This is a genomic window from Paenibacillus sp. J31P13, from assembly GCF_056269295.1.
Genome location: NZ_JBWDNR010000002.1, coordinates 606,186 through 618,246 on the forward strand (window position 1 = coordinate 606,186; position 12,061 = coordinate 618,246).

At 42.4% G+C, this 12,061-nt stretch carries 11 protein-coding genes; 10 read left to right on the forward strand and 1 reads right to left on the reverse strand.

Annotated features, from left to right (window positions below; translation table 11 throughout):
- The first annotated feature begins 208 nt into the window (after positions 1 to 208).
- The 8 genes from AC0YOD_RS09045 to AC0YOD_RS09080 all read left to right on the forward strand — a co-directional run bounded on the left by AC0YOD_RS09045 (position 209) and on the right by AC0YOD_RS09080 (position 8,031).
- Complete coding sequence (locus AC0YOD_RS09045) at positions 209 to 916, forward strand: response regulator transcription factor (protein WP_475798938.1); 708 nt, start codon at positions 209 to 211, stop codon at positions 914 to 916.
- The gene (locus tag AC0YOD_RS09050; RefSeq protein ID WP_475798939.1) at positions 913 to 1,923 is read left to right on the forward strand and encodes a sensor histidine kinase; all 1,011 of its coding nucleotides are present in this window, start codon (positions 913 to 915) and stop codon (positions 1,921 to 1,923) included. The genes AC0YOD_RS09045 and AC0YOD_RS09050 overlap by 4 nt, the downstream gene beginning before the upstream one ends.
- A gap of 93 nt (positions 1,924 to 2,016) precedes the next feature.
- A complete protein-coding gene (locus AC0YOD_RS09055) occupies positions 2,017 to 2,784 on the forward strand; it encodes an ABC transporter ATP-binding protein (RefSeq protein WP_475798940.1) in 768 nt (255 codons plus the stop codon).
- On the forward strand, positions 2,756 to 4,633 hold the full coding sequence (locus AC0YOD_RS09060; protein ID WP_475798941.1) for an FtsX-like permease family protein: 1,878 nt from the start codon (positions 2,756 to 2,758) through the stop codon (positions 4,631 to 4,633). The genes AC0YOD_RS09055 and AC0YOD_RS09060 overlap by 29 nt, the downstream gene beginning before the upstream one ends.
- 179 nt (positions 4,634 to 4,812) lie before the next feature.
- Positions 4,813 to 4,938 (forward strand): hypothetical protein, encoded by a 126-nt coding sequence (locus tag AC0YOD_RS09065; protein ID WP_475798942.1) that lies wholly within the window; start codon positions 4,813 to 4,815, stop codon positions 4,936 to 4,938.
- A 237-nt stretch (positions 4,939 to 5,175) separates the two neighbouring features.
- Positions 5,176 to 6,129, forward strand: coding sequence for an N-acetyl-gamma-glutamyl-phosphate reductase (argC, locus tag AC0YOD_RS09070; protein WP_475798943.1), 954 nt, complete (start codon positions 5,176 to 5,178; stop codon positions 6,127 to 6,129).
- A gap of 88 nt (positions 6,130 to 6,217) precedes the next feature.
- The gene (locus AC0YOD_RS09075; protein WP_475798944.1) at positions 6,218 to 6,748 is read left to right on the forward strand and encodes a DinB family protein; all 531 of its coding nucleotides are present in this window, start codon (positions 6,218 to 6,220) and stop codon (positions 6,746 to 6,748) included.
- A gap of 143 nt (positions 6,749 to 6,891) precedes the next feature.
- Positions 6,892 to 8,031: an NAD(P)/FAD-dependent oxidoreductase gene (locus AC0YOD_RS09080; RefSeq protein WP_475799332.1), complete on the forward strand. Its 1,140-nt coding sequence runs from the start codon at positions 6,892 to 6,894 to the stop codon at positions 8,029 to 8,031.
- A gap of 248 nt (positions 8,032 to 8,279) precedes the next feature.
- Here AC0YOD_RS09080 and AC0YOD_RS09085 read toward each other — a convergent pair whose 3' ends face one another.
- A complete protein-coding gene (locus tag AC0YOD_RS09085; protein WP_475798945.1) occupies positions 8,280 to 9,068 on the reverse strand; it encodes an alpha/beta hydrolase in 789 nt (262 codons plus the stop codon).
- A gap of 229 nt (positions 9,069 to 9,297) precedes the next feature.
- Here AC0YOD_RS09085 and AC0YOD_RS09090 point away from each other — a divergent pair, with 229 nt between their 5' ends.
- Together AC0YOD_RS09090 and AC0YOD_RS09095 are read left to right on the forward strand one after the other, a co-directional pair.
- Entirely contained in the window at positions 9,298 to 9,609 is a 312-nt protein-coding gene (locus tag AC0YOD_RS09090) for a hypothetical protein (RefSeq protein WP_475798946.1), read from the forward strand.
- Between the two features lie 264 nt (positions 9,610 to 9,873).
- Positions 9,874 to 12,006, forward strand: coding sequence for a GMC family oxidoreductase (locus tag AC0YOD_RS09095; RefSeq protein ID WP_475798947.1), 2,133 nt, complete (start codon positions 9,874 to 9,876; stop codon positions 12,004 to 12,006).
- Positions 12,007 to 12,061: the final 55 nt, after the last annotated feature.

Consider the following 12,061-nt stretch of genomic DNA (forward strand, 5'->3'; position numbering starts at 1 on the left):
GTCATCAGTGGGCTAGGTCAAAGTTATCCTATACGTCTCTCTACAGTGAAGCTATTTTACTGTAGGGAGTTTTTTTATAATTGGTATTGTATAATAAATACAAATTAATAGGATAGTAATCGCTAGACTTTTTGGGTATATTTTGGAATAAATTGATCCATATTTCTTATTTGCATCATTAATGATCCATGACAGGAGAGAGTGTGAAATGCATAAAATAATGGTCGTAGAAGATGATCCGAAAATTGCGGAACTTCTACTGTCTACAATAATGAAATACGGCTATGATGGAATACGAGTGAATGATTTTCAACATGTATTAGAAGAGTTCCATCAGGCCAAGCCGGATATGGTTCTCCTTGATGTGAATTTACCTAGCTATGACGGCTATTATTGGTGCAGGCAAATCCGCATCGCATCTATCTGCCCTGTTCTTTTCATATCAGCTCGTGATGGTGAAATGGATCAGATCATGGCTCTTGAAAATGGAGGTGATGATTATATCACCAAGCCGTTTCACTCTGGTGTTGTGTTAGCCAAAATACACAGCCATCTTCGACGCGCTTATGGGGAGTATGCATCCAGACGTGAAGAACTGGTTCTTGAAAACACAGGGCTCATGCTCTATCCAGAAAGGCTGGAGCTGAAGCTTGCTGATGCAGTCATAACGCTCACGAAAAAAGAGTCTGACATAGTAGAAAGTCTTATGGAGCGCTATCCAAGGGTATCCAGCCGGGAGGCCCTACTTGAGAAGTTGTGGGATGATCAAGCTTATGTGGATGAAAACACACTCAACGTGAATATTAATCGCGTTAGAAAAAAGTTTCAGGAGCTAGGAATCGAAGATGCTTTACTGACGGTTAGAGGTACAGGCTATAAACTAAACGTTACGTGGGCGAAGGAGAGTTACGAGTGAAACTGTTCCTAAAAGAACATGCCTTGCTAGTTGTCATTCAGTTTTTGCAATTGGGTATCATTTTTTCGATTTATTGGCTCGATGGCTATCACAATCTTAAGACAGGCCTTTACTCTGTCTTTCTTGGTTTCTTCATTCTGGGCGGATACCTTGTGTATCAATTTCTAAGTCGAAAAAACTATTACCTACGCCTTAGCCAGCCTCTCGAATCACTTGATGCCTCATTTCAGGAAATAGGACAATCACCCCTATCAGAGGCACTTCAGAAACTATTACATACTCAGTACCGCCATTATCAGCAACAACTATACACGGTAAAGAAACAACAGGAGGAGCACCTGACCTTCATGGACCAATGGGTGCACCAGATGAAAACACCTCTGTCTGTTATTGAACTCACGGTTCAGAATATCGATGAACCTGAGTTTGCCAGCATTCGTGAGGAATTGGAGAGAATGCGTTCGGGATTGCATACGGTACTCTATATGGCCCGGCTTCGCGCTTTCGAACAAGATTTTCATGTCAAACCAGTTGTTTTATCACAAATAATCAGCGCCGTTGTCCATGATAACAAAAGATTATTTATCCGCAACCAGGTGTATCCAGAAGTTCGGAACTGTACGCCTGAGATAACGGTCGAAACAGATGAGAAATGGCTGTTTTTCATGCTTTCACAGCTAGTCATAAATGCGATTAAATATTCTGCAAACAAAGATACTGAAGGGAAAAAGGTCGTAATTTCCTGTTATTTGCGTGGAAGCGAAGCCGTCATTGACGTTATAGATCGAGGGATAGGTATTCCTCTTGCGGATATCAAACGGGTATTTGATCCCTTTTTTACTGGTGAGAATGGGCGTGGCATGCGTGAATCAACAGGAATGGGGCTCTATTTGACGAAAGAGGCTGCTGATCGTCTTGGTCATGGAATTGAGTTTACGTCAGAGGTCAATAGTGGTACAGAGGTACGTATTGTTTTTGCCGCCTATCAAAAGCTTACAAGCGTGTAATAAAAGTGAAAGTGAAATCGATAGTTAGGGGCTGACCGTCTACAGTATACTGATCACACATTAACTGTTTTCCTCTTGAAAGGAGATATTAGTATGCTGCATGTAAGACAGGTTAGTAAAATTTATGAAGGTAAAGTAGCTTATCGGGTTTTAACCGACATAGATTTAACGATTGATGACGGTGAATTTGTCGGCATTATGGGCCCCTCTGGAAGTGGAAAAACAACGTTGCTAAACTTGATTGCAACAATTGATGAGCCAACAACTGGAGAAATTTTATTTCAGGGAAAAACCACCAACAAGCTGAATAAAAATGAGTTAGCTAAATTTCGTCGCCGTGAGCTTGGGTTTGTTTTTCAGGACTTTAACCTACTTCACACCTTGACCGTTGAGGAGAATATCGTGCTGCCGCTAACACTTGATGGAAACAAGCTCAGTGAAATGAAGCAAAAAGTAAAAACCATAGCAGAAAAATTAGGAATTACCGAGATTATGAAAAAACGCATATATGAAATATCAGGCGGACAGGCTCAGCGGGCTGCTATTGCCAGAGCTATGATTCACTCTCCCAAGCTGCTTCTTGCAGATGAACCAACTGGCAATCTTGATTCCAAATCAGCCAAGGATGTCATGGAATTGCTCGAGCGAATTAACCGCGAGCAGAAAGCAACAATGATGCTGGTCACACATGACGCGCTGGCTGCTAGCTATTGCAACCGTGTTGTCTTCATTAAAGACGGTAGGTTTTACACGGAAATACATCGAGGCGACAATCGTCAAACCTTCTTCCAAAAAATTATTGATACGCTTTCGTTGTTAGGAGGCTATCACAATGACGTTTCGACAATTCGCATTCCGTAACGTCTCCCGGAATAAAAGACTTTATGGGGGATATTTCTTAAGTAGTCTATTTACTGTTATGGTTTTCTTTACCTTTTCTATTTTTGCATACCACCCTGTCCTTAGTGGGGTTAGTACCAATTCAAGTGCGAGATTTGCACTTTCCGTATCCAAGTGGATTATCTATGTATTCTCTTTCTTTTTTGTTCTTTACTCCATGAGTGCATTCCTGCAATCGCGAAAAAGGGAATTTGGGCTGATGATCATGCAGGGCATGACCACTGTGCAGCTTCGTTTGATGATTTTTATAGAAAATATGATTATTGGTGTGTTTGCCATAATAGGCGGGATTGGTCTGGGGCTTGTATTTGCCAAGGCTATTTTGCTTGCAGGGGAAAATGTTCTTACCGTCCATGAAAAGCTATCTTTTTATATACCCTATAAGGCAATTGCGCTCACTTTAGTTTCATTCTTAATCCTATTCATCTTCATTTCCTTTTTTATTTCTGCTGTACTGCGCAGCGGGAGGCTAGTTACGTTATTAAAGGGAAACAGGCAAGCAAAGAGTGAGCCTAAGTCGTCCGTACTTCTTTCTTTGCTAGTACCGATCCTGCTGGGAACAAGCTACTTTCTTAGTTTGCGAGCCCAAGGAACAGAGGCTATTTTTTTACTCATTCCTGTTGTTATTATGGTTTGCATCGGCACATACCTGTTGTTTACACAGCTCAGCGTCTATATCATTCGGAAGCTAAAGAGTATGGAATCGATTTTTTGGCTGAAAACGAACATGCTGCTTTTTTCTGATCTTGCTTATCGTATGAAGGATAATGCGCGTTCGTTTTTTCTAGTCGCTATTATCTCTACGGTTTCGTTTAGCGCGATAGGCTCGCTTTACGGATTCCAATCCATAATCGATGGGAGTACCAAAGAAGCTCCCTATTTATTCACCTACTTGACATCGAGCGGTAAAAGCAGCGAAAAAACGCATATTGAGCAGATTGATCGGGTACTTAAAGATTCAAACCTAGATATCGAAAAAGGAACTCTACTGATTCGATCTTTCACGGCTTCCAATAGCGACAAAATGATTGTCACAGTTAAACAATCCGACTATAACCGTTTGGCAGATTTGATAAAAATCGACACGATACAGCTTTCAGATGGGAAAGCGGCGTTTGTTGATTTTGGAATGTCGCGTATGGGTAAAGAAATGCTTAACCAACCTATATCCTTACAATCCAAAGTTGTGATTGAAGCAAACCAAGCTGTTGTATCACCAGCACTAATTTATTCCAGTGGATTTTTCGTTGTACCGGATGACCAATACGCAAAACTCCCGCCTCCTGTACTAGAAGAACATTACTATGCATGGCATGGACCACTAGGACAAAAAGAAGCCATAGCGGCAGGCGGTAAGCTTATGAATCTACTTCCCTATTCCGAAAGCTATAGATTTCACGCTCTTGAATTTCAAAATTTCGTTCTCGCTGAGAACTTTGGTCCCATACTGTTCATTGGTTTATTTATTGGTATCGTGTTTTTTGTCTCCGCTGGCAGTTTTCTCTATTTCCGTCTGTATAGTGATTTAGATGATGACAGACAGAAGTTTAAATCCGTTTCTAAGTTGGGCCTGGCCGAAAAGGAGCTTGCAAAAATATTGAACCGGCAAATTATATTGCTTTTCTTTGCGCCAATCGTTGTTGCTCTAGTACATGGGTCTGTAGCCCTTGCAACACTATCCAACATGTTTCAATACTCACTGCTCAAGGAATCCTTGCTAGTTCTCGGTCTATTTTTTATGGTTCAAGTCATATACTTCTTCATTGTCCGTTACTTCTATATTAAGCAAGTAAAGATGGCTGTTGCCTAATAGAGTAACCTCAGCATTATATTGAAAGAGTGCTTGAGAGGGATAGAACCACTCAAGCACTCTTTCTTGTTGGTTTATTTGTTTATTGCATCTACGAGGAATTATCACTGGGATTTGGCAGATACTCAATTTAGCAATGGAAAACAACTTTTTTTCAATGGTAGATTCCCAAGACGCCTGTGGAGGCATTAGCAATACAGGCGAAGCTTGAAGAAGCAGGCGGTGTTCGAGAAATCCCCCTATACGATGTTGATGGTGAAGTCGTAATTGGTGTGTTCCGTGTTGGTTTTCCGACACAAAAATAAATGTATTGTATTCAATATCACTCAAAAAAAGCATTCGAGGTTTTGTCCTTGAATGCTTTTTAGTATTCATTTGGTTGTGGAGACCTTTAATCGTAGACTCTATTAACAGTAAATCTAATAGGGCGAAAAGATTAATACAGGTATTGTAATTATTCGCAGGTTATATTTGATTGAAATGAGATTATGTGTATAATTATTCTAAGTAAAGCATATTTATGCAATGCAAGGAGAGTGAATATGAAATTTAAAGTATTTGTTGATGGACAAGAAGGTACAACAGGCTTGAAGATCTTTGAGTATCTATCAAAACTATCAGACATAGAGATCCTCAGGATTGACTACGCTAAAAGAAAAGATCCTAAAGAACGAAGTAAATTCCTAAATGCAGCAGATATTGTTTTTCTTTGTCTTCCCGATTCGGCTGCAAAAGAATCCATTGCTCTTGTGAAAAATGAAAAAACCAAAATCATTAATACCAGCACTGTCTTTAGAACGGATAAAAATTGGGTATATGGTTTGCCGGAGTTAAAAAATCAAAGAGATTTAATACGATCCGCATCAAGAGTTTCTGTCCCTGGCTGTCATGCTACCGGGTTTATCCTTACCGTCAGACCGTTGATCGAAGCGGGTATGCTTCAACAAGATTATCCCGTTACTTGTTATTCATTGACTGGCTATTCCGGAGCTGGAAGAAGTGGAATTGAAGAATATGAAAATTCAACTTTAGTAACAGAAAAGAAACTCAATGTTCCAAGACATTATTCATTGCAACTCAATCATAAGCATATCCCAGAGATGTTGTTGTATTCAGGTCTTCTATATGAGCCATTATTTACACCCATTAAAGCTAATTATGCGCAAGGACTAGCAATGTCAGTTCCATTAATGAGTAGGTATATGCCGAAAAACCCTTCCGCAAAAGATGTACATGAAGCATTATCATCGTACTTTGAAACAGAGCGTTTCGTACATGTGATGCCATACGATTCAGAAGCTTACCACGATGAAGGGCACTTTAAAATATCTGAATGTAATCATACAAACCGACTTGAAATATTTGTTTTTGGACAAAAAGACAAGATAAATATTATTTCAAGATACGATAATTTAGGCAAAGGGGCATCAGGTGCTGCAGTACAAAATATGAATCTTATGCTTGGATTCGATGAAGGAAATAGTTTGGTATACTAAATCATTTTAGGATATAGTTTTTCCGGTAATAGTGAACGAGAGCTCAATAAACCATTCCTAGCATTCTAATAAAGAAGGCGGTTTTTTAGTGAAATTAAATGACATCGTTCTAAATGAAATGAACAAACAGTTAAAACGAATAGAAACCTGTTTAACTCTATTGTCAGACGAACAAGTATGGCACAGACTTAAACCGAACATGAATAGTATTGGAAACTTATGTATGCATTTGGCGGGGAATGAATTTCAACATTTTGTAAGCGGTATTGGTAAGATGCCTTTTAATCGAATGAGGTCAGAGGAGTTTTCTATAAGCAATGGCAAGTCCGGAAAAGAATTAATAAGACTCCTCCATGACGTGAGACGACAGTCTTCAAGCATACTTGAAGGGATAACGGAGAGAGATCTAAAAACCAGCATCACGATACAATATACAATCGATGATTGGAATAAAATGATTGTGCGTCCCGTTTTTGAAACAAAGTCCAATTATTCGAGGGATCTACAAACAATGCTAATTCAAGTATGTGAGCATTACAGTTATCATGCTGGTCAAATTGTAATTCTAACAAAATTATTAAATGGTAGTGAGGACAATATAACAGGGACGTTTCACTAAAAAATAGTTTCTGTCTCAATATAATAATACAGAGGAATACTTGAATAACACGAAGGGAAGAGCAGGCACTAATGTAAGGGCTTTTTCTATTGGATAGGGATTTCGTTATAATGGGATGAGTGATTGCAGAAAGGAATGAGATCATCATGAAGGTAATTGTCATTGGAGCGGGTATTGCTGGGGCATCAACCGCATACCAATTGGCTAAGCAGGGAGCAAATGTCCTCATCATAGATCGGAAAGATGAAGGACAGGCTACGGATGCAGCTGCCGGCATTATTTGTCCATGGCTGTCACAGCGGAGAAATCAGGCTTGGTATCGGCTTGCAAAAGCAGGTGCGCGTTATTACCCTGAGCTAATTGAAGAGCTTGAAAGCGAAGGGGAAACCGAAACCGGTTATGCCAGAGTCGGAGCCCTTAGCATACATGTGGATCAGGAGAAGATTCGCAAAATGGAAGAACGAGCTTATAAGCGTCTAGAAGACGCGACAGAAATCGGTGAGATTACTAGGCTTGATGAACATAGGACCCGAGAGCTCTTTCCGCTTCTCGCAGAAGGGTATTCTTCCGTTCATATTAGCGGTGCTGCACGTGTGGATGGCCGTGCACTACGGGATGCTTTGCTTCGATCTGCACAGAGGAACGGGGCTGAGCTTATATATGGAGATGCTAAGCTTGAATTTGAGTCCAACCGTGTAACGTTCGTAACGGTGGGGACAAATCGCTACCCGGCTGATAGGGTAATCGTTTGTGCAGGAGCTTGGGCTGGACCGTTGCTGCAACCATTAGGCATTGATTTTAAAGTAAGTTATCAGAAAGCGCAAATCATGCACTTGCAGGTTCCTGACGTTAAACAAAATACTGGCAACTGGCCTGTCGTTATGCCACCTTCCGATCAATATTTGCTCGCCTTTGAACAGCAGAAAATCGTCATAGGAGCGACTCATGAAAATGATATAGAAGGCTACGATACGAGGATCACGGCAGGCGGAATGCACGAAATTTTAAGTAAATGTCTTACATTTTCACCTGATCTGGCAAATAGCACGTTCCAAGAAGTAAGGGTGGGCTTTCGCCCTTTTACAGCCGATTTTCTTCCTGTCATAGGAGCCGTTCCAGGTTGGGAAGGACTGCTTGCGGTAAATGGTCTCGGAGCATCAGGATTGACAATGGGACCTTATATCGGAAACCAGTTAGCTAAGTTAGCACTAGGGATGGAATTAGATATCGATTTAGCGGATTATGACATACGTAAAGCAATGAACCGGGAACTGCAGTCGTAAAAGAAAGAACTTCTATTTCTGGAATCTTATTCATTCGTTCATTGGGTGGGAAAGAATAAGGGAGATTTGATCTTTTCATCGTTAAGCTAGCTAATGGGACATGGTAGTTGAACAAACAAGGAGCAGCTTGCATTTGCAGCTGCTCCATTTTATTATTTAGCTTTTTAGCAGGATAGCAAGACTAACTCACGTAAAATCAACAATAGGAATATTGTGATTTCTCCAATTGACTTGTGAGTTTCGAATGCTCATTTCTTGAGTGTCTTCATCCAACCGATTATTGCACCGCTAACCTCATCCAACTGCTGCTGTGGCGAGATCGTTGCATCTAGATCACCTTTTTGCTTCCCGTATGTACCGAACTGTCCGTGATTGCCTCCCTCAATGGATACGTACTGTGTAGTGTCCACAGGTAAATTTCGTTTACTTTCTTCCCATACATTCCAATTTAAAATTCCATCTTTAGAACCTGTAACTTGCAAGACATCCAAACCGGAATTTTTCAAATTGCCTCCTTCATCCGCATATGCCCCAAGGAAGAACACACCAGTAAGTTTACTCGTATTCTCTGCTGCATATCTGGCTGCAAATGCTCCGCCTAGTGAATGCCCACCGATCACATAGCTATCTTTCGGATGCTCATCAATCAACTTATTAGCTCTGTTTTGTCCGAAGATAGCTAGATCGAAGGGCATCTTTGCAATATACACGCGATGCCCTGCTTCAGCTATCTTACGTGCAAGCGGCGCATAGCTTTCTGCATCTACCAAAGCTCCGGGATAAAAGATCAGGCTCGGCTGTATGACTGTTTTATTAGCAGGTTCGAAAAGCAAGCTATTCTTTCCTAATTTCACTTCGACCTCTGGATTACTTACCATCGTTTGCCTTGTTTCCTCAAGCGGTTCGTACTTCAATATTGAATAGGCGATCAATAATCCTAATGCAAGAAGAATAACAAGTGAAACAAATGAGATGAGTACCCATTTGCCAATTTTTCGCTTTGGCTTGGAACGCATTAAACGTTGTCCTTCATTCATCTGATATTCCTCCTACGTGCACTTAAATGATCTTTACAATAGAGTAACATAATCGTTATGGCCAATACATCTGTTCACACCATTTTCATTAAGCTAACGTGCAGGATAGCGGAGGAATACATGGGTATTAAATCCAAATTTATGATACAATAAGTAGATGGGAAAATGATTTTCAAGAACGTGCTGTTGTCGTGTTATTCGTATCTTGAGGTTTAATAGGGGTGAGAGAGTGTTTGCACAAATATTTTTAGGAATTGCTATGATTGTTACTGGGACTTGTCACTTATTAAGATATAAATTATTTATTGGTAAAAATGTAAGAAATAATCTAAGTGAAACCGATCTTATCTTATTTCAAAAAGGACTGGCTTTACCCTATTTTTTATGGGGAATAATTTTGATTACTATGGGAGTAGTTGAAAGTAAGAACATCATTCACACACCCGTTTTTATAGGATTATACATTATATTAGCTGCCATTCCTTTGGCTATGTTTTTAGCAAATAATAAAAAGCATACGGGTTACTACTTTATGTGGTAGTTTAATAGACAGTATAATAATTTGTAGTTAACTCGCTGAAAAGTATAATATGGATATGAAGGTATATTTACATAAATTTGATAGTTTGACGTTGCGAGGCTACCTGCGTACGCTTGCCTTTAAAATAAGGTTAGTGAAGAAGGTAAATCATTCGATTTGCACACAAGACGCTGATACGGTACCGATTGGATGAATAAAATGGCGTGCATTCATGAGGATGAGTCAATATGATGCAGCTGAATATCGATGGGTGGTGGAAGTTGGATGAGTAATGGCGATCAGAATTTTATTTCAAACGAGCTCAGACTGATTTTGGAAGCGGTTACCGATCGGATGATTCCCGAAGATGAATGGCCGTCGGCGACCGCTGGAGGAGTACTGTCATACCTGAAAAGTCGTGCCGCCCAAGATATTGCTACATGGACGGACGTGATAGAACCTGGACTTCGCGCATTGGATCTAGAAGCATTAGCACACCATGGCCAACCATTTTCGGAACTTTCGGATCATGAGAAAGATAGACTGCTGCACGAAGTCGAGCAGGATTCGGTTCGGGACTGGCCTGTTTCATCTAAGCGCTTTTTTGACACATTGTTGAGTCTAGTCATCGAAGGTTACTATGGAAGTCCTGAGGCGGGCGGGAATAATGGGGCAAGATCATGGGATATGATCGGATTTCGTCCTGGACACGTATCCGAAAGCGATGCGCCGATCCAAGAAACCAATTTACCGCAAAAAACCTTTGATCAGCTTCGAGATCGTTATGATGTTATCATCGTAGGAGCTGGGGCTGGCGGTTCGGTATCGGCAGCGGTATTGGCTGAATCTGGACTTCACGTTCTCGTCGTCGAACGGGGCAGCTGGCTTCGATACGATCAGGTAGGGAGCGACCATTTGCGTAACCATCGTTTCAGCAAGTACGGTCATAACACGGGACCGGAATTGGATGGTAACCCTCGTACGATTCTGTTGGCGGGCGGAGAAGAGCGGATCACCGCACCCTTTGAAGGCGACTATCATAATAATGCAATGACGTTGGGCGGGGGAACAAGGATCTACGGGGCGCAAGCATGGCGTTTTCATCGGGATGATTTCCGTATGGCTAGTCGTTATGGGGTACCGGAGGGGAGTTCGCTAAGCGATTGGCCGATTAGCTATGAGGATCTGGAACCCTATTATCAGCGGGCTGAGTGGGAAGTCGGCGTCTCCGGTGATGGGGATGCCCACACTGGACGCGGGCAGCGACAACGCTCTTTTCCAATGCCAGCATTGTCTCCTACACTCGAAGCAGAGCGCCTGGCTCAGGCGGCAAAGAAGTTGGGATGGGAAGTGGGACCTGTGCCTCTCCTTATCAACTCCATTGATCGGGACGGTCGTCCAGCTTGTGGACGGTGCGGACAATGTGTCGGATTTGCCTGTCCGACCAACAGTAAGAATGGCGGGCACAATACGATGTTAGTAAGAGCTATTGCAACCGGTAACTGTGATCTGATCTGTGAGACCATGGTGGAGCACATCGATACGGAGGGAGGAGGGCATGCCACCGGGGTTCGTCTTGTGCAGCAGATAGAGGGCTCAATCCAGCGACGACAAATTCGGGCTGGGCACGTCGTGGTCGCTGCCGGAGCCATAGAAAGTGCACGTCTCCTTCTCAACTCGGCAAATGATTCGGAACCGCATGGAATAGGCAATCGGAACGGACAAGTAGGAAGAAACCTACAAGGCCATGTCTATTCTGGTGCTTACGGCCTTTTTGATGACCCGGTTCAAGATGGTCTTGGTCCGGGGGTAAGTATTGCCACCTTCCGCTTTGAACATAGTAACGAAGACGGAATTATTGGGGGAGGATTGCTTGCCAACGAGTTCACTCGGTTGCCGCTCGCTCACTGGTATCGAGCACTTGCCCCCGGTGCCGAGCGATGGGGGAGCGCAGGTAAGAAGACGATGCGCGAGAGTTACTTACGCACCAGCCATATTCAAGGGCCGATCCAAGAAATCCCGAGCGCAGAGTCCAGAGTACGACTATCGAAATCGGTCAAAGATCGATTTGGCATACCTGTATCTCAACTCTCCGGCAGTGTCCATCCTGAGTCTCTTCGAGCTTCTGTCATGCTGGCAGAGCAAGCGGAGAAATGGCTCTGGAGCGCAGGAGCACGAGAGGTATGGCCAACCCTGCCTGGGGGCGGGCTCAGTGCTGGACAGCATCAAGCGGGTACACTGCGCATGGGAGATGACCCTTCAACATCCGTAACCGATCCAATGGGGCGGGTACATGGATATGACAATCTCTGGGTAAGCGACGGCTCTGTACACGTTACCAATGGCGGCGCAAATCCGGTATTAACGATATTAGCCTTAGCTTTCCGCACTGCAGAAAACCTGGTGAAGCAAGGGTAGCGAAGTGAAGGAGTACAAGAAAAAGCCGCCAATACTGACGGCTTTTCTTATTTGT

What these genes read in the sequence shown, in the direction of transcription:
- AC0YOD_RS09060 (WP_475798941.1), top strand. Translation starts at nt 2,756, where the DNA reads ATGACGTTTCGACAATTCGCATTCCGTAACGTCTCCCGGAATAAAAGA.
- AC0YOD_RS09055 (WP_475798940.1), top strand. Translation starts at nt 2,017, where the DNA reads ATGCTGCATGTAAGACAGGTTAGTAAAATTTATGAAGGTAAAGTAGCT.
- argC (WP_475798943.1), top strand. Translation starts at nt 5,176, where the DNA reads ATGAAATTTAAAGTATTTGTTGATGGACAAGAAGGTACAACAGGCTTG.
- AC0YOD_RS09095 (WP_475798947.1), top strand. Translation starts at nt 9,874, where the DNA reads ATGAGTAATGGCGATCAGAATTTTATTTCAAACGAGCTCAGACTGATT.
- AC0YOD_RS09085 (WP_475798945.1), bottom strand. Translation starts at nt 9,068, where the DNA reads ATGAATGAAGGACAACGTTTAATGCGTTCCAAGCCAAAGCGAAAAATT.
- AC0YOD_RS09045 (WP_475798938.1), top strand. Translation starts at nt 209, where the DNA reads ATGCATAAAATAATGGTCGTAGAAGATGATCCGAAAATTGCGGAACTT.